We start from the raw sequence: 21,220 nt of genomic DNA, 5'->3' as shown, positions 1-21,220 counted from the left end.
GTGGCGTTATTGTGCGCCCCCCGGACAGAAATCTCAACGTTTGGCCGTCTGCAGCTGACAGTTATCAAGGACGATGCGGTCGCGCTTATAGACGGTGGCGGTATCGCCTTTTGACCAGAACACATAGACGCCGTCGGTGTAGCGCGCCCCGGAAGCCGACAGCCCCTCAGACAGGTTCAGTTGCTGATTATCATAGATAAAACTGACCTGCTGGCGTGCGTTATTGCGATGGACCGTCAATGGTTTCTGGTCGCATTGATACTCCAGCGTGTCCGTCTGCATCCGCTCGACAAATTGGTTGTAGTAGCTACAGCCCGCCAGCATAAAAGGTACAACTGCGATAAGAATTTTTTTCATTCGTTTGCCTTCGACTTTCCCGGTCACGGCGGGCACTCCGCCCTCCGCTTAACTTGTCCAGTTTACCGGTCGCATCGTATTTAAGATTTCAGTTAACTCCGATTCTGCGGCGGGTTAGCCGGAAAAATGGCGCCCAGCACCGAGGATTCGCTGGCGCCGGTCACGGAGGGCAGATTGCCCGGCAGACCAGCCAGCGTTCGCCAGGCCAGCCAGGCAAAGGCCAGCGCTTCCATATCATCGCCGCTGATCCCCGCCTCATCGGTGGTGGAGACCTCTGTTCCCGGCAGCAGCGCCGCCAGGCGCGCCATTAACAAGGGGTTACGCGCGCCGCCGCCGCACACTAACAAACGCTCGCAGCCGCCGCTTAACAATACCTGCTCACTGATGGTGACGGCGGTCAATTCCGCAAGCGTAGCCTGAACTTTATAGCCCATTGGGCGTCCCGCGTAGCCCCCGGATAGCGGGCCATATGCGGCTGCTGGCGCCAGCAGCCAGCCGTATATTGAAATATGGGCCAGCAGCGCCCGACCGTGCTTTTCGGCGCCGTTATCACCAATTTGCAAGGCAAACCACGGATCGCTCAGCATGTCCTGCAGCAGCGGCAGCAGCACTTTACCTTCGCTAGCCCGTGTGGAATGCGCCGTACAGATCCAGAGCGGCGACGATAGCAATGCCATCGGGGCCATTGGCGGTGCGGTACTGGGCGGGTTCCTTGGAAACACCATCGGCGGCGGTACCGGACGCTCTCTGGCTACGGCGGCAGGTGCGGTCGCGGGCGGCGTAGCCGGTCAGGGCGTTCAGGGCGCGATGAATAAAACGCAGGGCGTTGAACTGGAAATCCGTAAGGACGATGGCAATACCATTATGGTAGTGCAGAAACAGGGCAGCACTCCGTTCTCCGTTGGTCAGCGCGTGGCCATTGCCGGCAGCGGCAGCCAGGTCACCGTCTCTCCGCGATAATTTCCCTTACGATGCGGCCGGTTGCGCCGCATCGTATTTTTCAGCCACGTTTATTTCGCCGTAATAAATTCGTAGTAACCATCAGACATCTTTATTTTAATATTCCATGAATCATTGCGCCTGCGCAATATCTTATCTGCCCGCCCCTATTACCCTCAAGAACATAAATTAGCCCTGGTGACTCATCGTCGCTGCCGTTGCCTTTTATGTGGAATATTGCCTATGCCCGAACATGTGCATCATATCGTTAAACGTCTAATCCTTTATATTTGCATTTGTTTACTGGCCGGGATTGGCATTTCCGGGATGACTGCGTTTTTTCATACCAGCTTAAGTAGTACTTCCTCAATATTATTTCCGCTGCTGACCAGTTTCCTGATGGTTTTTCATATTACCATTGCCTGTTTTATGGGCATGAAATACTGGAGCAGCAAGCGGCGTCTGTACCTTACTCCAGTCTCTTTCGGGTTTGCCTGCTCAGCGCTGCTGATGCTTGGCACGCTCAGCAGCTATCCGGACTGGCTTACCTGTAATCCGGCCCCGGTCGTTAATCAAAATGACGCCGTTATCTATTATTTCTTCCGCAATATAATGATGGCTGTGTTATTCATGTCATCTATTATTTTGTACTATTTTCGCCAGCGCATCATGCATTCGTGGAAAGCACACATTCTTACATTTACAGCATGTATTCTTTTTACGTTGACCATTATTGTTTTATCATGGCTATACTCCAGCCATTCGCCGTGGCTGAGCGTCAATTTTATCGACGATCTGAGCCATACCTTTACCCCGTTGTGGCAAAGTATTATCGGCTGGCTGCTGATGGCAGTTTGGTTCATCACGCTGATTTTATTAATTAGCTTGAGTAAACTGCGTAATATTTTTTGGTTCAGCGGCGCTTTTTTTTGCAGCGCTTATTTGTTCACGCTTTTCCAGCTGCTCTCCACCGCAGGGGAGCTGGATCAGACCTGGTACCAGGCGCGTTTTTTCGAAACGCTATGCACCTTGTTCCTGATTCTGGTGCTACTGGTTGACGTCTTTATCCTCTATCGCGAGTCTAACCACAAATATGTTCATTCGTATCAGAATTCGATCCGCGACCCGTTGACCCGCCTCTACAACCGCAGCTTCTTCTACGACACCCTTAACCAACAGCTGGCGAAGGTGAATGCCCAGCATCCGCTGTCGGTGCTCATCAGCGACCTCGACCATTTCAAACGCATCAACGATAGCTACGGCCATGTCGCGGGCGACAAAGTGATCCAGTTCGCCGCCTCGGTGCTGGAAAGCCATTCGCGGGTAGATGACGCCGCCGCACGCATCGGCGGTGAGGAATTTGCTCTGCTGCTGGTCAACACCGGTGAAAAAGAAGCGCAAGCGATCGCCGAGCGTATCCGCCTGGCGGTCAGTGCCGGGGAGAGCCATTTACCGGAGCGAATGACCATCAGCATGGGGGTGTATACCACCTACGACAATAGCGTGACAGCGGAAGCGTGCGTTCAGCGCGCGGACGAAGCCATGTATGAAGCAAAGAATAACGGACGTAATCAGGTGATCGTCTGGCATCGGCAGGGAGGGTGAAAAAAGGCCCGGATTAGCCCGGGCCGCAAAGAATTAATCTTTAGCCTGGAGATCGAGGATATTTTGTTCAAGTTTACGGATTAAGTGGAGCAAGGTTTCCACTTCCTGCTTCGAGACCCCTGAGAGGATTTCATCACGGGTCTTACCTATCACCTCTTCCATCTCGTTGATCAGCGGTTCGGCTTTTTCCGTCAGCTTGATGCGTTTGGCCCGCCGATCGCTTGCGCAGGTCTGGCGAGAAATGAGCCCTTTCTCCTCCAGCTGATCGAGCGTGCGCACCAGCGACGGCTGTTCAATACCGATAGCTTTCGCCAGCTGGATCTGCGACTGCTCAGGCGGCAGCTGGTGGATGTTATGCAGCGTGACCCAGTGGGTCTGCGTTAACTCCAGAGGTTTCAGGCGATGGTCGATTAGCGCGCGCCAAACGCGAACTAAACGTGCCAGATCAGAACCAAGTGGCGATTCCAATTTCATCTCCTTATAATTAGCTTGCTAAGTTATTATACTGATTTTAGAATAGTGTGCAGCATTTGAATTATCAAAACAAATGAATTACTTGATTCAACAAAAACCAAAACAATGATTTACACTGTTAAAGAGTAGCACGTCCTGAGGTTACCCCTGTAATGGCAAAGGATTTTTGCTTGTGAAACTGAGTCTTAACACATCCGGATTGCCGCTGCAGGACCTGGTGTTCGGCGCATCCGTCTATTTCCCTCCGCTGTTCAAAGCCGTCTTGTTGGGTTTCTTTATCTGGTTGTTTTTACATCGCCAGCTGCGTGACTGGATGTATGCGGGCGACATCTGGCACCCGCTACTAATGGATCTCTCACTGTTCGCGCTCTCGGTCTGTCTGGCCCTGGTATTACTCATTGCCTGGTGATCTCCCTGTTATGAAAAGATTAAAATATCTGTCAACGCTGCTGGTCGCGGCCGTCGCCCTGATTGCCGCATGGTTGTTATGGAATTTCTACACTCAGTCACCCTGGACCCGCGACGGCAAAGTGCGCGCCGAGCAGGTTGGGATCACCCCTCAGGTCTCCGGCAGTATTCTGCAGTTGAACGTAACCGATAACCAACGGGTCAAAGCCGGGGAAGTATTGTTTACCATCGACGACACCCCCTATCGCATCGCGGTGCTGAACGCCCAGGCGCAGCTGGCGAAAGCCCAGGCGGAGGTGGCGAAAGCGCAGGCGGAGCAAAGCAAGGCCGCCAGCGAGGCTCGCCGTCGCCGAAGCCTGTCGCAAAATGCCATCTCGGCTGAAGACCTTGAGAACGTCAATACCGCCCTGAATACCGCCACCACCACCCTGGCTGCCGCCAGAGCGGGGGTCGGCGTAACCGAAGCGGCGCTGAAACATGCGCAGTGGCAGCTCAGCCAGACGGTTGTCAAAGCGCCGGTGGATGGCTGGGTGACCAACCTTTCCACCCGCGTCGGTGATTACGCTACCACCGGCCATCCGGTCTTTGCCCTGGTGGACAGCCATTCGTTTTACGTACTGGGCTACTTCGAAGAGACCAAACTGCGCCACATTCGCATCGGCGATCCGGCACAAATTATTCTCTATAGCAATCAGCAGACGCTAAAGGGCCATGTCGCCAGCATCGGCCGCGCGATTGTCGACCAGAGCGTGGAACAGGGAACCGGGCTGGTGGCCAACATCAAACCAAATATCCCCTGGGTTCGTCTCGCCCAACGCGTTCCGGTGCGAATTGCCTTTGATACGCTGCCGGCCGATGTCACCCTGGTCTCCGGCACCACCTGCACTGTCTCAATTGGCGGGCAGTAATGAACCTGCAGACCCTGTCGTGGCGCACACTCCCCTGGGTTAAAGCCACCCGGCCGCAGTGGCGGTACGCATTGCGCAACGGCATCGCGATGTGTCTTGCGCTGAGTATCGCCTATGCGCTGGATCTTGATGAGCCCTACTGGGCGATGACGTCCGCGGCGGTGGTCAGCTTTCCCACCGTCGGCGGCGTGATCAGTAAAAGTTTTGGCCGCATCGCAGGCAGCCTGCTCGGCGCCTGCGCCGCCCTGCTGCTTGCCGGTCATACACTCAACGATCCCTGGCTGTTTCTGTTCAGTATCTCCGGCTGGCTGGCGCTCTGCACCTGGGCCTGCGCCCTGTTCACCAACAACGTCGCCTACGCCTTTCAGCTGGCGGGCTATACCTGCGCCATCATCGCCTTTCCGGTGATTAACATCAGCGACAGCTACGAGCTGTGGGTCATCGCCCAGTCGCGCGTCTGCGAAGTCATCGTCGGGATCCTCTGCGGCGGGCTAATGATGATGATCCTGCCAAGCACCTCCGACGGCAGCAACCTGCTGACGGCCCTGAAAACCATGCACGCCCGGCTGCTGGAGCACGCCAGCCTGCTGTGGGTGCCGGAGACGACGGATGCCATTCGCACCGCCCATGAGAGCGTGATTGGCCAGATCCTGACCATGAACCTGCTGCGTATCCAGGCCTTCTGGAGCCACTACCGTTTCCGTCGGCAGAATCCTCTGCTGAACTACCTCCTGCATCAGCAGCTCAGAATGACCAGCGTCATCTCCAGTCTGCGACGGATGCTGCTGAACTGGCCTGACGCGCCGGCGAACACTCGCCAGGTACTGGAGTCGCTGCTCGCCGAGCTCGCCACCCCTCATGCCGACAGCTATCACGTTGCGCGGATCCTGGCGCCGCTGGCGCCGCGGCAGGATGCCGATTACCGGCACATCGCTTTCTGGGCGCGATTGCGCTATTTCTGTCGCATTTACCTGGAGAGCAGCCGCTGGATCCGCCGCGTTGAAAATGCCTCGGCGATCGCCGAGTTCAATGTGCCCGCCGCCCCGCCGTTAGCCCGCCATACCGATCAGGCGGAGGCGTTGCTCAACGGTGTCCGTACCTTTTGCGCGCTGGTGGCGATTGGCGCATGGGGGATCAGTACCCAGTGGACCAGCTGCGCGGCGGCCCTGACCCTGGCCTCCATCTGCTGCGTGCTCTACTCCGTATCCGCCTCGCCGTTTCGCTCGCTGACATTGCTGATGCAGACTCTGGTCCTGCTGTCGCTATTCAGTTTCGTGGTGAAGTTCGGCCTGATGGTGCAGGTAACCGACCTGTGGCAGTTTCTGCTGTTCCTGTTCCCGCTCCTGACCACCATGCAGTTATTCAAACTGCAGTGGCCCAAATACGCCGGCCTGTGGGGACAGCTTATCGTCTTTATGGGCTCGTTTATCGCCGTCACCAACCCGCCGGTGTACGATTATGCGGCCTTTTTCAATGATAATTTGAGCAAGATTGTCGGGGTAGGCTTTGCCTGGCTGGCCTTTGCGGTACTGAGTCCGGGCTCGGACGCCCGCAAAGGGCGACGCCATATCAGAGCGTTACGGCGTCACTTTGTCGATCAGCTCAGCCGTCATCCTCAGCACAGTGAGCATGAATTTGAATCGCTGGTCTATCACCACGTCAGTCAGCTCAGCCAGAGTAAGGATGCCCTGGCGCGCCGCTGGCTGTTGCGTTGGGGCGTCGTGCTGCTCAATTGCTCGCACGTCGTCTGGCAGCTTCGCGAATGGGAAACCCGCTCCGATCCTCTCGCCCAGGTGCGCGACCTGTGCATCAACCTGTTACGCGATGTGATGAGCGAGCGCGGCGTGCAGCAGCGCCCGCTGGCCTCCACCCTGCAGGAGCTGCAGCGGATCTGCGACGCCCTGAACCACCATCATCAGCCGGCGGCGCGGGAACTGGCCGCCGCGATTTGGCGACTGTACTGCGCCTTGTCGCAGCTGGAACAGGCCCCGGTGGCCGGCACAATTGGCGAAGGAACTACTTAATCACCCCGCAGGCAAACCGTTCGCCGCCGCCGCCCAGCGGCTGCGGACTGTCGGCCATGTTATCCCCGCCTACGTGGACCATCAGCGCTTTCCCTTTCACCTCCGCCAGCGTTTTCAGGCGCGGAGCAATAATCGGCTGGTCGGCTACGCCCGCATCGTTGACCACCAGCAGGGGCAGGTCGCCAAGATGCCCGGCCCCCAACGGCCCTTCGTGTTTGCCGGTATGCTGCGGATCGTAATGTCCGCCCGCCGCCCCGGCGGCCACGGCTTTACCTTCTTTCATCGCCGGCTGGCAGCTGCCTTCGTCATGAATATGAAACCCGTGCTTACCCGGCGGTAGCGCCCGCAGAGTGGGGGCGAACTCGAGTCCGCGGTCGGTTTCGGTGATTTTGACGCTGCCGATGGTCTGACCGACGCCCTGGGTGGTCACGAGATTAAGTTGCACATCTTCACTAACGGCCTGTGCGCCAGCGCAAAATGCGAGGGATAAGATCGCGAGAATACATCGTTGCATAACACCTCCGGATGGCTGTCTCCCTGTTAAGTGTAAACCAGGAACGCCTTTCCGGAGGGGAAATGCCCGTTACGGTACGTCGTACCCGAGCGCGGCTTTACGGATGCGGAACCACTGCTGACGGGTCATGCTGAGTTTTTCAGCCACAATCGCCGAGCGCACGCGCTCGATTTTGCCCGAGCCAATAATCGGCAGCGGCTGCGACGGCAGACGCAGCACCCAGGCATAAACTACCTGTTCGATGCTGTCGGCGTTAAGCTCGTGCGCCACCTGCGCCAGCTCATCGCGCAGCGCCTGGAAGCCCTCTTCGTTAAACAGGCGACCACCGCCAAGACAAGACCACGCCATCGGACGAATACGCAGTTGCTGCAGCTGATCGAGAGTACCGTCGAGCAGCAGCGGCTGATGCACCGGTGAAATTTCGACCTGGTTGGTGGCCATGGTAAACGGCAGACGTGACTGCAGCAAGGTGAACTGGGCGGGGGTAAAGTTCGAGACGCCAAAATGGCGCACTTTACCGCTATGATGCAGCGCGAGAAAAGCTTCGGCTACCTCGTCGGCGTCCATCAGTGGGTCCGGCCGGTGGATCAGCAGCAAGTCGAGATGGTCCGTCGCCAGATTACGCAGCGATTGCTCGGCGCTGAGCACGATGTGATCGCGGTCGGTAATGTAGTGGCCAATGGTGTTCTCAGCGCGCGCCCGGGTGGCGATACCGCATTTGCTGACGATTTCCATCCGGCTACGCAGATGCAGCGCTCGCTTCAGCGCTTCGCCAAAGGCAGCCTCACACTGATAATCGCCATAGATATCGGCGTGATCGACGGTGGTTACGCCTAAATCGAGATGCTGCTCAATAAAGCTGACCAGCTCGCCAGGCGACATTTTCCAGTCCATCAGACGCCAGTAGCCCATCACAAAACGTGAAAATTCCGGCCCCTGGGGAGCCATAGCAATACGCTGAACCATAACCGCTTCCTCAATAAAAAAGTGCTCTGAGTATACGTAATTTTTGGCTTAAAACAGTGAGGGTTGCTGCGGTTCTTCCGCCGGCTCCGGCCTGTTCGCGCGTATTTTGCGCAGCAGCCGTTGGCGGCAAAGACGCAAAACCTCCTGTTTCTGCGCATCGCTCATCGTTTGCCAGTTAAAACGTTCCTCACGGCTGCGGAAACAGCCGCGACAGTAGCCGCGCTCATCGGTCTGACATATTCCCCGGCACGGGCTCTGCACCGGGAAAAATTCTAACTGCTCTGCCACCACACGCCTCCTGTCCCCTCGTCTCCTTTCATTGAAGACGTTTCCCCGCGCCGACGCAAATTTTGTTCACTACGTGCTGCGCCAGCTAACATTTTTCCGCCGACGCTTGCATTAGACCAATCGGTCTACTACAGTGTGCAGCATGAACAGACACAGCGATTGCGATACCCGAGAACATATCCTGGCCACCGGCGAGCAGCTTTGCATGCATCGCGGTTTTACCGGAATGGGCTTGAGCGAACTTCTGAAGACGGCGGAGGTGCCCAAGGGCTCCTTCTACCACTACTTTCGCTCTAAGGAAGCCTTCGGCGTCGCGCTGCTTGAACATCACTACACCGGATATCTGCAGCGCCTGGTCGACCACTTCGATCATGGCGACGGTAACTATCGCGATCGCCTGCTGGCCTACTATCAGCACACGCTGAATCAGTTCTGCCAGCAGGGGATTATTAGCGGGTGTCTTACTGTCAAGCTATCCGCGGAGGTTTGCGATCTGTCGGAAGATATGCGCGCCGCCATGGATCGCGGAGCCAGCCAGATTATCGCCCTGCTGGGCGACGCGCTGGAGAAAGGACGTCAGGAAGGCAGTCTCGCATTTGACGGCGAGGCCATGACCCTGTCGCAGGTGCTGTATTCCCTGTGGCTCGGGGCCAACCTGCAGGCCAAAATTACGCGTAGCGCAACGCCGCTGGAAAGCGCCCTTGCCCACGCCAAACAGATTATTGCAGCGCCTGCGGTATAACAGGCGTTTTTATTTCATCAGTTACTAGACGACCGGTCTACTCAGGAGTCACTATGTCGGAAGCAAAATTATTCAGCCCACTGAAAGTCGGTGCGGTCACCGTCCCTAATCGCGTATTTATGGCGCCGTTGACGCGTCTGCGCAGCATTGAGCCGGGCGATATCCCTACTCCGCTGATGGGCGAATACTACCGCCAGCGCGCCAGTTCCGGGCTGATCATCACCGAAGCGACGCAGATCTCCGCGCAGGCCAAAGGCTACGCCGGCGCGCCTGGGCTGCACAGCCCGGAGCAGATTGCCGCCTGGCAGAAAATCACCGCCGGCGTTCATGCCGAAAACGGTCATATCGCCGTCCAGCTGTGGCACACCGGGCGTATTTCCCATAGCAGCCTGCAGCCTGGCGGCGCCGCCCCGGTAGCGCCTTCCGCGCTGAGCGCGGGCACCCGTACCTCACTGCGTGACGAAAACGGCCACGCCATTCGCGTCGACACCTCAATGCCCCGCGCCCTGGAAACCGCAGAGATCCCAGGGATCGTCAACGATTTCCGTCAGGCGGTCGGCAATGCCCGTGACGCCGGCTTCGATCTGGTTGAGCTGCACTCAGCCCACGGCTATCTGCTGCACCAGTTCCTCTCGCCATCGGCGAACCAGCGTACCGATCAGTACGGCGGCAGCGTGGAGAACCGTGCCCGTCTGGTGCTGGAAGTGGTTGACGCCGTGAGTCAAGAGTGGAGCGCCGAGCGCATTGGCATCCGCGTGTCGCCGATTGGCAGCTTCCAGAATGTGGATAATGGCCCGAACGAAGAAGAAGACGCGCTGTATCTGATTAGCGAGCTGGCGAAACGCGGTATCGCCTATCTGCACATGTCCGAGCCGGACTGGGCGGGCGGCAAACCTTACAGTGAAGCTTTCCGTCAGAAAGTCCGCGACCGCTTCCCGGGGGTGATCATTGGCGCTGGCGCTTACACAGTAGAAAAAGCCAACGATCTTATCAATAAAGGGCTGATTGATGCCGTGGCCTTTGGCCGCGATTACATCGCCAACCCGGATCTGGTGGCTCGCCTGCAGAAAAAAGCGCCGCTTAACCCGCAACGCCCGGAATCCTTCTACGGCGGCGGCGCGGAAGGCTACACCGATTACCCGACTCTGTAATCCCTCCATTGATAGCGGCGACGTATCGCCGCTATACTCAACGTTCTGATCTATCAAATAAACTGCATAGGGGACATTATGCGCTTACTCCACACCATGCTGCGCGTTGGCGACCTGCAACGTTCTATCGACTTCTATACCAACGTGTTGGGCATGAAGCTGCTGCGCACCAGCGAAAACCCGGAGTACAAGTACTCCCTCGCCTTTGTCGGCTACGGCGAAGAGAGCGAAACCGCGGTGATCGAACTGACCTACAACTGGGGCGTGGACAGCTATGAGCTGGGCACCGCCTACGGCCATATCGCGCTGAGCGTCGATAACGCCGCCGAAGCCTGCGAACGGATCCGTCAGAACGGGGGCAACGTCACCCGTGAAGCCGGGCCGGTAAAAGGCGGCACCACCGTCATCGCCTTCGTGGAAGATCCGGACGGTTACAAAATCGAGCTCATTGAAGAGAAAGATGCCGGTAAAGGTCTGGGCAACTAACGCTTCCCCACGCTGGCATATTTAATGCCATGGCTCGCCCGGGCGCTACGGCGCCCGTTGTTTTCACCCCTGCCTGCTGCAAGCCGCGGCAAAATTTGCCATAATGCGCGCTACTTTTTTCCAGCTAAGAGAATCTGATGTCCGAGAACGCTCAACTGAATGGTCTATGCGGCCGTTTCCGCGGTTTTTATCCGGTGGTGATCGATGTTGAAACCGCAGGATTTAACGCCAAAACCGACGCCCTGCTGGAGATCGCCGCCATTACGTTGAAGATGGATGAGCACGGCTGGCTGATGCCCGATGAAACGCTGCATTTCCATGTTGAACCTTTCGAGGGCGCCAATCTGCAGCCCGAAGCGCTGGCTTTTAACGGGATTAACCCGCATGACCCGCAGCGCGGGGCCGTCAGCGAATACGATGCCCTGCATGCCATCTTCAAAATGGTGCGCAAAGGGATGAAAGAGAGCGACTGCAGCCGGGCAATCATGGTGGCGCACAATGCCACCTTTGACCACAGCTTCACCATGACCGCCGCCGAACGCGCGGGACTTAAACGCAACCCTTTCCATCCGTTTGTTACCTTCGACACCGCCGCGCTAAGCGGGCTGGCGCTGGGCCAGACGGTGCTGTCGAAAGCCTGTATTGCCGCGGGTATGCCGTTCGACGGCGCGCAGGCTCACTCCGCCCTGTATGATACCGAGCAGACGGCGCAGCTGTTTTGCGAGATCGTGAACCGCTGGAAGCGTCTGGGCGGCTGGCCGCTGCCCGTAGCCACCCCGGAGTGATAAAAAAAGCGACTTCCAGGAAGTCGCTTTTTTACTGATGGCGGGAATTACTCCGCTTTTGGCTCGTCGGTATGGTACTTTGCCGCCGTCTCTTTGATCAGCTGCTGCAGTTCACCGCGCTGGTACATTTCGATGACGATATCGCAGCCGCCCACCAGTTCACCGTCTACCCACAGCTGCGGGAAAGTCGGCCAGTTGGCGTATTTAGGCAGCTCGGCGCGGATATCTGGGTTCTGCAGAATATCAACGTAAGCAAAACGTTCGCCACAGGCGGACAGCGCCTGAACGGCCTGGGCAGAGAAACCGCAGCTTGGCAGCTTCGGCGACCCTTTCATGTACAACAGGATCGGGTTTTCAGCGATTTGGCGTTGGATCTTTTCTAAAGTCGAGCTCATTGTCGTGCTTCCTTAAACTTCTTTCTACGGCAGTAACTTGTCATTGTAGCGTCCTGTAGGCAGGACGGATAATAACATTTTTTTCACTATTCATATTTTATCTTCTGTTGCGCGAAGTTGCCTTAAAAATATCATTTTGCGGTCGCAGGCGGGCGCTCATTGCGCATTTTCTGTGCGAGGCGGTCAATGTCTGACGCGTTTTCTTGCAATCGTTAACCAATCGACATTTTTGATACAAAAGAATATTAACTTTCCGGCTTTTTATGCTTTAGAATCATTCCGGTTTGTCATTCATCGTCAGGCATTTGTACATGTCTGTAATTAATCAGGGGATTGCTCAGTGGCGCGGCTAAACAAAATCGCGATATCGCTCTGTGCATTACTGTTCACGTCTATCTCATTCACGCCACTGGCTCAGGCATCAGGGCATACGCACGCCTCCGCTTCGCCAAAAGCGTTGCCCGCGAAAAGTGGCTCAGAGCGCAAGAAAAAAGCAACCAGTCAAAAAACTAAAACCACCGCTAAAACCACCAGTAAAAAGTCCTCGCGCACCCGGCTCCCTACCCGCACTACCGCAGCAAGCCAAACCGCACTTCATCGTCAGGCCGCCGGCGCGACGAAAAAATGCGTGCTGCGTAAAGGTTATAAAAAGCAGTGCGCGAAAACGGTCGCCGCCAGCGCCGAGCCGACCCTGGCGCTAAACAGCGTCAAAAGCAAGTGCGTGGTGCGCAAGGGCTATAAAAAACGCTGTAAGCCCGAGGCCAGCGAAGCGAATTTAACGATCGCCGACGCCCACAAGGTCCGGGTGCAAAAAGCGCAAAATACCGCGATGAATAAACTGATGGGCCAGTTGGGTAAACCCTATCGCTGGGGCGGCACCTCGCCGCGCACCGGGTTTGACTGCAGCGGGCTGGTCTATTACGCCTATAAGGACCTGGTAAAGATCCACATCCCGCGTACGGCCAACGAAATGTACCACCTGCGCGATGCGCGTCCGGTGGATCGTGATGAACTGCAGAGCGGCGATTTAGTCTTCTTCCGCACCCGCGGACGGGGCGCTGCCGACCATGTCGGCGTCTACGTCGGCAACGGAAAATTCATTCAGTCGCCGCGCACAGGTCGTGATATTCAAATCACCTCCCTGAGCGAGGATTACTGGGTTCGCCATTATGTCGGCGCTCGTCGCGTCATGACGCCGAAAACCATTCGCTGATCCCGGTCTGCCGCTGCGGCGGCAGACCGCCTCTCCTGCTCGATCTCCATCCCCACCCGCAAGGGATATTGCATATTGCTCTCTTTGCCCGGCGTATCACGACGATAGCGGGTCGGCGACATGCCAAAGTGACGGTGAAAGGTCCGGCAGAAAGCGGCTTGTCCCTCGTATCCCAGGCACTGAGAAATACTCTGTATCGACGCCTGCGTCTGCGTTAAATAGATTGTCGCAATCGTCATCTTTCGTCGGCTGACGTAGCTCGCCAGCGTGCAGCCCGTTACCATGGCGAATTGTCGCTGGAAGTACCAGTGTGAGTAGCCGGACTTTTTCGCAATCGCGCTCACCGACAGGGTGTCGAAAATATGTGCTTCGATCCAGTCAACAATCCCCTGCACCACCGGGATCATTTTCGCGCTCACCACCTCATCTGTTTTTGCCATCGTCGTCATCCTGGGGAAATTACTGCTGGCGGCTATATTTGTCATACAAATTAAAAAATAGACAATGAATTATTGGCATAGCGACGATTGCCTGAGCGCATATTTTTATTAATCGTTTGATATTAAAGTTTTATTTTTTGTCCAGCGCAATGCGTGACAGCGGCGAAGCAGAGTAGTTAATCGCCATGCGAGTTCGCAAATCCGCAGAGGGCATCTCCTTATACAGGGTTGCAACAATTTTGGCGGCTTATCACCCACTCCTGCAGAAAACGGTTAAGCCTTCACCACATGCACCGGTGATAATAGCCTTTATCGTTGTAAGGCTTTTCACTGCTTGCGGCAAATGTTAACATTCTCAATACAATAACACGCCCGGGACGCGACAGCGTCGGGCGGTCAGAACACGATTCAGGTGAAAACCTCATCCTGTCAATGTGAGATAAAACAAAAAGTTATAAGGAGAGTAGCAATGTCGTTTGAATTACCTGCATTACCATATGCAAAAGACGCCCTGGCGCCGCACATTTCCGCAGAAACCCTGGAATATCACTACGGTAAACACCACCAGGCGTATGTCACTAACCTCAACAACCTGATCAAAGGCACTGCGTTCGAAGGCAAGTCCCTCGAAGAGATCGTCCGCACGTCTGAAGGCGGCGTATTCAACAACGCAGCGCAGGTCTGGAACCACACCTTCTACTGGAACTGCCTGGCGCCTAACGCCGGCGGCGAACCGGAAGGCGAACTGGCGGCCGCAATCGCCAAATCTTTCGGCAGCTTCGCGGATTTTAAAGCCAAATTTACCGATGCCGCGGCGAAAAACTTCGGCGCTGGCTGGACCTGGCTGGTCAAAAATGCCGACGGCAGCCTGGCTATCGTCTCCACCAGCAACGCCGGCACCCCGCTGACCACCGACGCGAAGCCGCTGCTGACCGTTGACGTTTGGGAACACGCCTACTACATCGACTACCGCAACGCCCGTCCAAGCTACCTGGACCACTTCTGGGCGCTGGTTAACTGGAAGTTTGTTGCGGCTAACCTCGCGGCATAAACGACAAACCGCAGCGGGGTCTCCCCGGCTGTGGTTTTTTTTTGCCCTTGCCCAGCCGATGATTACTGGCTGGCGAAAGCCTCTTCCGGCTGCGCTCGCCCGCTAAACCAGACCAGCAGCAGCGCCAGACCAGCGATAATCGCGCCCATCACCGGCACAAACGCATAGCCCAGTCCACCAGAGATCACCGCCCCACCGGCGGCGGCGCCCAGCGCGTTGCCGAGGTTGAACGCGCCGATATTCACCGAAGAAGAGAGCCCCGGCGCCTCATGCGCTACGCGCATAACCCGCATCTGCAGCGGCGGAACCACCGCAAAGGTTGCTGCGCCCCAGACAATCATGCTGATGGCCGCCCCAGCCTGGGATTGCGCCAGCAGCGGGATCGCCAGCATGATCGCCATCAGCAGCAGCAGAAAGCCCTTCAGCGTGCCGGAAACCGACCGGTCAGCAAATTTGCCGCCCAGATAGTTGCCTAGCGAAAAACCGACGCCAATCAGCACCAGCATCGCGGTTATAAACAGCGATGAAGCGTGGGTCAGCGTATTGAGCACTGGCGAAATGTAGGTATATAGCGTAAACATCGCCCCGGCGCCCAGCACGGTGGTCAGCAACGCGGATAGCACCTGCGGGCGCAGCAGGACAGAAAGCTCTTTTTTGACATCAGGACGTTCCCCCGCGCTGCCCTTGGGCAGGGAGAACCACAGGCTAACCATCGCCAGCAGGCCTAATCCCGCAGTAGCAAGGAAGGACATCCGCCAACCGATGGTTTCGCCAAGCCAGGTGGCCGCCGGCACGCCGCCAATGTTGGCGATGGTCAGGCCCATAAACATAGTGGCTACCGCGCTGGCCTGCTTATGCTTTGGCACGACGCTGGCCGCCACCACCGATCCCAGGCCGAAAAAAGCGCCGTGGTTGAGGCTGGTAATAATGCGCGACAGCAGCAGCGTGGTGTAATCCGGCGCGATGGATGACAACAGGTTGCCGACGGTGAAGATCCCCATCAGAAAAATCAGCGCATTGCGCCGTGCGCGATGCGACAACAGCAGCGTCATCAGCGGTGCGCCGACCATGACGCCGATGGCATACGCACTGATCAGCATTCCCGCTACCGGTATCGAGACGTCCACACCTTTCGCAATCACCGGCAGCAATCCCATCGGGGAGAACTCGGTGGTACCGATGCCAAAGGCGCCGATCGCCAGCGCAAGTAAAGGAAAGTTGATTTTCATTCAATGACTCCATCAGACCGTCAGAGAGGACGGCGTAACATCAGAAGTCAAAAGCATGACATCAATCACAAAAAAACAAAAGTGAACGAAATGACAAAAGATTTTTGCAGAATTGATAATAATGGCGGGATATGGGGAGGAAGCGGCGCTCCTCCCTCAGCGAAACATTAGTGCAGTATGGCGGTCAGGCTGAAAGCGACAATCACGCCGAGAGCAATAATCGTGGTGATCAGCGAAAACTTTAAATTGGTATCCATCATTTTTCCCTCTTGTTATCCCCACACCAAAAGTGAGCTTGTTCATTTTTGCACAAAAAATCGCAAAAATCTTCCGGGATTTAGGGCGATGCACATTTTTGCTCTTCCACTTTGCCCCAAGATCGGACAAAATCCCACGCTAATTTAAAAGCGTATCGGCCATTGACCCCTTCCTGTCGTTCTGTGTCGTTTTCCCGACGTGATGCAATGTTGAAAATTGTATTCAGGGTGTGTGTAGGCAAACGTTTACGTATCGATGATCAGGCGATCAGGTCAAGGCATGGAGTGAGATGTAATGGCAACTATTAAAGATGTAGCGAAACGCGCAAACGTTTCCACTACAACTGTGTCACATGTAATTAACAAAACCCGTTTCGTTGCCGAAGAGACGCGTAATGCGGTATGGGCGGCGATCAAAGAGCTGCACTACTCGCCGAGCGCCGTGGCGCGCAGCCTGAAAGTCAATCACACCAAATCGATTGGCCTGCTGGCGACCAGTAGCGAAGCCGCCTATTTCGCTGAAATTATTGAGTCCGTTGAAAAGAGCTGCTTCCAGAAGGGCTATACTCTGATCCTCGGTAACGCGTGGAACGATCTGGAAAAACAGCGCGCCTATCTGTCGATGATGGCGCAAAAGCGCGTAGACGGTCTGCTGGTGATGTGTTCCGAGTATCCGGATTCGGTATTGAGCATGCTGGAAGAGTACCGCCATATCCCGATGGTGGTGATGGACTGGGGCGAGGCGAAAGCCGACTTCACCGATGCGGTGATCGATAACGCCTTCCAGGGCGGCTATATCGCCGGACGCTACCTGATTGAACGCGGCCATCGCGAAATCGGCGTGATCCCGGGCCCGCTGGAGCGCAACACCGGCGCGGGGCGACTGGCCGGCTTCATGCAGGCGATGAAAGAGGCGCATATCAGCGTGCCGGAAAACTGGATTGTGCAGGGCGACTTCGAGCCGGAGTCCGGCTACCGCGCAATGCAGCAGATCCTAAACCAGCAGCACCGCCCGACGGCGGTCTTCTGCGGCGGCGATATCATGGCGATGGGCGCTATCTGCGCGGCGGATGAAATGGGACTGCGGGTGCCGCAGGACATTTCGCTGATCGGTTATGATAATGTGCGCAACGCCCGCTATTTCAGCCCGGCGTTAACCACCATTCATCAGCCGAAAGATTCCCTGGGCGAGGCCGCATTTAACATGCTGTTGGATCGTATCGTCAACAAGCGTGAAGAGTCGCAGTCTATCGAAGTGCACCCTCGTCTGGTTGAGCGCCGCTCGGTAGCGGATGGCCCGTTTGTCGATTATCGTCGTTAAGGCATCTGGCGGGCGCGGATCTCTCCGGCGCCCGCAGCCACTCCCGATTCAGCGTGTCGCTGTCCCCCAGATAGTCAAGCATCCAGTTCAGCGCCGGTGAGGCATCGTTCTGCTGCCACGTCAGGCAGCAGGCGGCATCCGGGAACGGATTTTCCAGCGCCAGCGCAGTCCACTCGCCGCGATCTATCCATGGACGGGCGAAATGGCTCGGCACCATGCCGACGCAGAGTCCTGCCGACAAACAGGTTGCTGATGATTCCCAGTCAGGGACGACTACCCTCTTCTGGTTATCCAGCAACCATGTTGTCCGTTTAGGCAACGAGCGCGAGGTATCCTCCCGCACCAGCGACGGCCAGTTACGCAGGACGTCGTCGCTCAGGGGTCCCTCCATCTTTGCCAGCGGATGATCGCTCGCCACCACGCAGTCCCAGCTCAGCATCCCCATATCGCGGAACGCATAGCGACCGCCGACCGGAATAGATCGCGTTGCGCCAATCGCCAGCTCAACGCGGCCGTCGGCCAGCGCATCCCATACGCCATTGAATACTTCCTGAAAGACGATCAGTTCGACGTCGGGAAAATGGCGATAGAAATCGACGATCATCTGACGCATCCGCGCCGGTTTCACAATATCATCCACTGCGATCGACAACTGTCCGCGCCAGCCGTTCGCAATTTGCTGACACTGCTGGCGGGTGATCTGCATTTTTTTGATAACAGAGCGCCCTTCCTGTAAAAACCAGACCCCGGCGGGGGTCAACTCCACATCACGATGGCGACGCTCAAATAAGGGAACGGCGAGCCACTCTTCGAGCTGACGCACGGTATAGCTGACCGCGGAAGGCACCCGGTGAAGCTCCTGCGCGGCCGCGCTGAAGCTGCCGTTACGGGCGACGGCATCAACCACTTCCAGAGAGTATTCAGACCACATTTTCTGCCTGCAAAATTTTTGAATGCATGTGACAAATATTAGCGTTTCACAAGCCACAATGCACTCCCTACACTCTGCGGCATCGTACCTGTACACCAACTATGAGAACGTTATGTCACAACCCGGGAAAGGATTTTTAGTCTGGCTGGCCGGCCTGAGCGTGCTGGGCTTTCTGGCCACCGATATGTACCTGCCGGCGTTTGCCGCCATGCAGCAGGATCTCAACACCTCCGCCGCCTCCATCAGCGCCAGCCTGAGCCTGTTCCTCGCCGGCTTCGCGCTGGGCCAGCTGTTCTGGGGACCGCTGTCGGACCGCTATGGACGTAAACCGGTGCTGCTGAGCGGCCTGGCGATTTTCGCGGCCGGCTGTCTGGGGATGCTGTGGGTGCACAACGCCACCCTGATGCTGGCGCTGCGCTTTCTGCAGGCGATTGGCGTCTGTGCCGCGGCCGTTACCTGGCAGGCGATGGTCGCCGATTACTATCCTGCCCAGCGCACGAACCGCATCTTCGCCACCATTATGCCGCTGGTAGGACTGTCGCCGGCGCTGGCCCCGCTGCTGGGCAGCTGGCTGCTGGTGCACTTCGAGTGGCAAGCCATCTTCGCCACCCTGTTCGCCATCACTCTGCTGCTGATGCTGCCTGCCCTGCGCCTGAAGGCAGCCGCGAAGTCAGTAGTAGTGACGCAGCAAAAGATCACCTTTCTCGCGCTGCTGCGCTCCCGGGAATACAGCGGCAACGTCCTGATCTACGCCGCCTGTTCCGCCAGCTTCTTCGCCTGGCTTACCGGTTCACCTTTTATCCTGCATGAAATGGGCTATGGCCCAACCGCTATCGGCCTGAGCTATATTCCGCAGACCATCGCCTTTCTGGTGGGAGGCTATGGCTGTCGCGCGCTGCTGCAGAAATGGTCCGGTCAACAGATGCTGCCGTGGCTGCTGGTGATTTTTGCCGTCAGCGTAGCCGCCACCTGGCTGGTGGGCCTGCAAACCCATGCCTCGCTGGTGGCGTTAATGATCCCGTTCTGCATGATGGCGGTGGTCAACGGCGGGATCTACCCCATCGTGGTTGCTCAGGCGCTGAAGCCTTTTCCGCAGGCGACCGGCCGCGCGGCGGCGCTGCAAAATACCCTGCAGCTTGGCCTGTGCTTCCTGACCAGTCTGCTGGTATCCGCGCTGATCGCCACGCCGCTGCTGACCACCACCAGCGTAATGCTGGTTTCGATTGGCTTAGCCGGAATAGGCTATCGCCTGCAGCAGACGCCGGAGCTGACACCCCACTCTTCCCACGCGTAATGCCCGTCGCCAGGGCCCGGACCAGTCGTTAGCATGCTAAGAAATTTTTATTGAAAGCCAGTACTTAGCGTCCTATACTGGATCCGGGTTCACATAAATAGAAAATAGTTACAGATTAACGGATGCAGGATGCCTCCGTTTCACCATGGAAGGCCTTTCGGCAAGGGTTATCTCCCTTCCTCTGTTTACGTCGGATAGCGACTTCACGGATTATCCGTGAGATTTCTCACAAAGCCAAAAAAGCGTCTACGCTGTTTTAAGGTTCTGATCACTTGGGCGTGATGGAGAAGCTATGAGTTCATCGTGTATAGAAGAAGTAAGTGTACCAAATGATGACTGGTACCGGATTGCAGCTGAATTATTAGGCCGTGCGGGAATTGAAATCAATGGCTCCGCGCCGTCCGACCTGCGGGTTAAAAATCCTCTCTTTTTTAAACGGGTTTTGCAGGAAGGTTCGCTGGGTTTAGGCGAAAGCTATATGGACGGCTGGTGGGAATGCGAGCGTCTGGATATATTCTTCCACAAGGTGTTACGCGCCGGGTTGGAAAAGCAGCTCCCACACCATTTCAAAGACACACTCCGCATCGCAGGCGCTCGTCTGTTTAATCTACAAAGTAAAAAACGTGCCTGGATTGTCGGTAAAGAGCACTACGACCTCGGCAACGATCTCTTCAGCCGGATGCTTGATCCCTATATGCAATATTCCTGCGGTTACTGGAAAGAGGCGCAGAGCCTCGAGGCCGCCCAGCAGGCTAAGCTGGATCTCATCTGCCGCAAACTGGAGCTGGAGCCAGGCATGCGGGTACTGGATATTGGCTGTGGATGGGGCGGTCTCGCCGAATATATGGCGCGAAATTATCAGGTCAGCGTCGTGGGTGTAACCATCTCCGCCGAACAGCAAAAAATGGCCCAGGCGCGTTGCGCCGATCTCGATGTAGAGATTCGTCTCCAGGATTATCGCGATCTGCACGACAGCTTTGACCGCATCGTCTCCGTTGGCATGTTTGAGCACGTGGGGCCGAAAAATTACGCTACCTACTTTGAGGTTGCCGACCGTAATTTGAAACCCAACGGCCGCTTTTTACTGCACACCATTGGCTCCAAGGTCACCGACCATAACGTTGACCCGTGGATCGATAAATATATCTTCCCGAACGGCTGCCTGCCTTCCGTGCGTCACATTGCCGAAGCCAGCGAGAAGCATTTTGTGATGGAAGACTGGCACAACTTCGGCGCCGATTACGACACGACCCTGATGGCCTGGTATGAGCGTTTCCTCGCCAGCTGGCCGGAAATTGCCGATAACTATTCTGAGCGTTTCAAACGCATGTTTACCTATTATCTGAACGCCTGCGCCGGCGCCTTCCGCGCCCGCGACATTCAGCTCTGGCAGGTGGTGTTCTCGCGCGGTATTGAACATGGACTGCGCGTCGCCCGTTAAA

23 protein-coding genes and 2 pseudogenes are annotated in these 21,220 nt (G+C 56.6%); 14 read left to right on the top strand and 11 right to left on the bottom strand.

Annotation, left to right across the window (positions count from 1 at the left end; translation table 11 throughout):
• Positions 1–33 precede the first annotated feature (33 nt).
• A complete protein-coding gene (mliC, locus tag AB1E37_RS11010) occupies positions 34–357 on the bottom strand; it encodes a C-type lysozyme inhibitor (RefSeq protein ID WP_002907744.1) in 324 nt (107 codons plus the stop codon).
• Positions 358–449: 92 nt separating this feature from the next.
• Positions 450–983, bottom strand: a pseudogene (locus AB1E37_RS11005) (anhydro-N-acetylmuramic acid kinase); the annotation flags it as partial.
• A gap of 16 nt (positions 984–999) precedes the next feature.
• Between AB1E37_RS11005 and slyB the strand changes: the two are divergent.
• Together slyB and AB1E37_RS10995 are read left to right on the top strand one after the other, a co-directional pair.
• Positions 1,000–1,317 (top strand): annotated as a pseudogene (gene slyB, locus AB1E37_RS11000) (outer membrane lipoprotein SlyB); the annotation flags it as partial.
• Between the two features lie 222 nt (positions 1,318–1,539).
• Positions 1,540–2,901: a GGDEF domain-containing protein gene (locus AB1E37_RS10995; RefSeq protein WP_004898607.1), complete on the top strand. Its 1,362-nt coding sequence runs from the start codon at positions 1,540–1,542 to the stop codon at positions 2,899–2,901.
• A 33-nt stretch (positions 2,902–2,934) separates the two neighbouring features.
• Here AB1E37_RS10995 and slyA read toward each other — a convergent pair whose 3' ends face one another.
• Positions 2,935–3,375, bottom strand: coding sequence for a transcriptional regulator SlyA (gene slyA, locus AB1E37_RS10990; protein ID WP_004143833.1), 441 nt, complete (start codon positions 3,373–3,375; stop codon positions 2,935–2,937).
• 172 nt (positions 3,376–3,547) lie between these two features.
• Here slyA and AB1E37_RS10985 point away from each other — a divergent pair, with 172 nt between their 5' ends.
• Genes AB1E37_RS10985 through AB1E37_RS10975 form a run of 3 tightly spaced genes read left to right on the top strand, consistent with a single transcriptional unit; the run spans position 3,548 to position 6,715 of the window.
• On the top strand, positions 3,548–3,784 hold the full coding sequence (locus AB1E37_RS10985) for a DUF1656 domain-containing protein (RefSeq protein WP_004143834.1): 237 nt from the start codon (positions 3,548–3,550) through the stop codon (positions 3,782–3,784).
• 10 nt (positions 3,785–3,794) lie between these two features.
• Positions 3,795–4,691, top strand: a complete 897-nt coding sequence (locus AB1E37_RS10980; RefSeq protein ID WP_004143835.1) for an HlyD family secretion protein — start codon at positions 3,795–3,797, stop codon at positions 4,689–4,691.
• Positions 4,691–6,715: an FUSC family protein gene (locus AB1E37_RS10975; RefSeq protein WP_004898611.1), complete on the top strand. Its 2,025-nt coding sequence runs from the start codon at positions 4,691–4,693 to the stop codon at positions 6,713–6,715. Before AB1E37_RS10980 ends, AB1E37_RS10975 begins: the two co-directional genes overlap by 1 nt.
• Here AB1E37_RS10975 and sodC read toward each other — a convergent pair.
• The 3 genes from sodC to AB1E37_RS10960 form a co-directional block, all read right to left on the bottom strand.
• Positions 6,708–7,229, bottom strand: a complete 522-nt coding sequence (gene sodC / locus AB1E37_RS10970; protein WP_004898612.1) for a superoxide dismutase [Cu-Zn] SodC — start codon at positions 7,227–7,229, stop codon at positions 6,708–6,710. The genes AB1E37_RS10975 and sodC overlap by 8 nt on opposite strands.
• A 69-nt stretch (positions 7,230–7,298) precedes the next feature.
• Positions 7,299–8,195 carry an aldo/keto reductase family oxidoreductase gene (locus tag AB1E37_RS10965; RefSeq protein WP_284302548.1) on the bottom strand — a complete coding sequence of 299 codons (897 nt, stop codon included), beginning with the start codon at positions 8,193–8,195 and terminating at the stop codon, positions 7,299–7,301.
• Between the two features lie 48 nt (positions 8,196–8,243).
• Positions 8,244–8,486: a DUF1289 domain-containing protein gene (locus AB1E37_RS10960; protein ID WP_004189722.1), complete on the bottom strand. Its 243-nt coding sequence runs from the start codon at positions 8,484–8,486 to the stop codon at positions 8,244–8,246.
• A gap of 139 nt (positions 8,487–8,625) precedes the next feature.
• Here AB1E37_RS10960 and AB1E37_RS10955 point away from each other — a divergent pair, with 139 nt between their 5' ends.
• The 4 genes from AB1E37_RS10955 to rnt all read left to right on the top strand — a co-directional run bounded on the left by AB1E37_RS10955 (position 8,626) and on the right by rnt (position 11,647).
• Complete coding sequence (locus tag AB1E37_RS10955; protein WP_004175857.1) at positions 8,626–9,225, top strand: TetR/AcrR family transcriptional regulator; 600 nt, start codon at positions 8,626–8,628, stop codon at positions 9,223–9,225.
• 53 nt (positions 9,226–9,278) lie between these two features.
• On the top strand, positions 9,279–10,376 hold the full coding sequence (locus AB1E37_RS10950) for an alkene reductase (protein WP_002907763.1): 1,098 nt from the start codon (positions 9,279–9,281) through the stop codon (positions 10,374–10,376).
• A 78-nt stretch (positions 10,377–10,454) separates the two neighbouring features.
• Complete coding sequence (gloA, locus tag AB1E37_RS10945; protein ID WP_002907764.1) at positions 10,455–10,862, top strand: lactoylglutathione lyase; 408 nt, start codon at positions 10,455–10,457, stop codon at positions 10,860–10,862.
• Between the two features lie 137 nt (positions 10,863–10,999).
• Entirely contained in the window at positions 11,000–11,647 is a 648-nt protein-coding gene (rnt, locus tag AB1E37_RS10940) for a ribonuclease T (protein WP_004898618.1), read from the top strand.
• 47 nt (positions 11,648–11,694) lie between these two features.
• On the opposite strand, the gene AB1E37_RS10935 is transcribed toward rnt, so the two are convergent.
• Positions 11,695–12,042 carry a Grx4 family monothiol glutaredoxin gene (locus tag AB1E37_RS10935; RefSeq protein WP_002907768.1) on the bottom strand — a complete coding sequence of 116 codons (348 nt, stop codon included), beginning with the start codon at positions 12,040–12,042 and terminating at the stop codon, positions 11,695–11,697.
• A 340-nt stretch (positions 12,043–12,382) separates the two neighbouring features.
• Here AB1E37_RS10935 and AB1E37_RS10930 point away from each other — a divergent pair, with 340 nt between their 5' ends.
• Positions 12,383–13,255 (top strand): C40 family peptidase, encoded by an 873-nt coding sequence (locus AB1E37_RS10930; protein WP_004898621.1) that lies wholly within the window; start codon positions 12,383–12,385, stop codon positions 13,253–13,255.
• Here AB1E37_RS10930 and AB1E37_RS10925 read toward each other — a convergent pair.
• Positions 13,210–13,695: an AraC family transcriptional regulator gene (locus AB1E37_RS10925; RefSeq protein ID WP_004184275.1), complete on the bottom strand. Its 486-nt coding sequence runs from the start codon at positions 13,693–13,695 to the stop codon at positions 13,210–13,212. The two genes, AB1E37_RS10930 and AB1E37_RS10925, sit on opposite strands and share 46 nt — an antisense overlap.
• Positions 13,696–14,164: 469 nt before the next feature.
• Between AB1E37_RS10925 and sodB the strand changes: the two genes are divergently transcribed.
• Positions 14,165–14,746, top strand: a complete 582-nt coding sequence (gene sodB, locus AB1E37_RS10920) for a superoxide dismutase [Fe] (protein ID WP_002907771.1) — start codon at positions 14,165–14,167, stop codon at positions 14,744–14,746.
• A gap of 62 nt (positions 14,747–14,808) precedes the next feature.
• On the opposite strand, the gene AB1E37_RS10915 is transcribed toward sodB, so the two are convergent.
• Both AB1E37_RS10915 and AB1E37_RS10910 read right to left on the bottom strand, forming a co-directional pair.
• Positions 14,809–15,975, bottom strand: a complete 1,167-nt coding sequence (locus AB1E37_RS10915; RefSeq protein WP_002907773.1) for an MFS transporter — start codon at positions 15,973–15,975, stop codon at positions 14,809–14,811.
• A gap of 167 nt (positions 15,976–16,142) precedes the next feature.
• A complete protein-coding gene (locus AB1E37_RS10910) occupies positions 16,143–16,235 on the bottom strand; it encodes a YnhF family membrane protein (protein ID WP_002907776.1) in 93 nt (30 codons plus the stop codon).
• Between the two features lie 292 nt (positions 16,236–16,527).
• On the opposite strand from AB1E37_RS10910, the gene purR reads away from it, so the two are divergent.
• Positions 16,528–17,553 carry an HTH-type transcriptional repressor PurR gene (purR, locus tag AB1E37_RS10905; RefSeq protein WP_002907778.1) on the top strand — a complete coding sequence of 342 codons (1,026 nt, stop codon included), beginning with the start codon at positions 16,528–16,530 and terminating at the stop codon, positions 17,551–17,553.
• On the opposite strand, the gene punR is transcribed toward purR, so the two are convergent.
• Positions 17,480–18,484, bottom strand: coding sequence for a DNA-binding transcriptional activator PunR (punR, locus tag AB1E37_RS10900; RefSeq protein ID WP_002907780.1), 1,005 nt, complete (start codon positions 18,482–18,484; stop codon positions 17,480–17,482). The two genes, purR and punR, sit on opposite strands and share 74 nt — an antisense overlap.
• A 112-nt stretch (positions 18,485–18,596) precedes the next feature.
• On the opposite strand from punR, the gene punC reads away from it, so the two are divergent.
• On the top strand, positions 18,597–19,778 hold the full coding sequence (gene punC / locus AB1E37_RS10895; protein ID WP_002907785.1) for a purine nucleoside transporter PunC: 1,182 nt from the start codon (positions 18,597–18,599) through the stop codon (positions 19,776–19,778).
• A gap of 292 nt (positions 19,779–20,070) precedes the next feature.
• The gene (gene cfa / locus AB1E37_RS10890) at positions 20,071–21,219 is read left to right on the top strand and encodes a cyclopropane fatty acyl phospholipid synthase (protein WP_002907788.1); all 1,149 of its coding nucleotides are present in this window, start codon (positions 20,071–20,073) and stop codon (positions 21,217–21,219) included.
• Position 21,220 lies beyond the last annotated feature (1 nt).

Source organism: Klebsiella sp. Shm-1, assembly GCF_040804525.1.
GTDB classification, from domain to species: Bacteria; Pseudomonadota; Gammaproteobacteria; order Enterobacterales; family Enterobacteriaceae; genus Klebsiella; species Klebsiella pneumoniae.
This window is presented reverse-complemented; position numbering and strand designations above follow the sequence as displayed.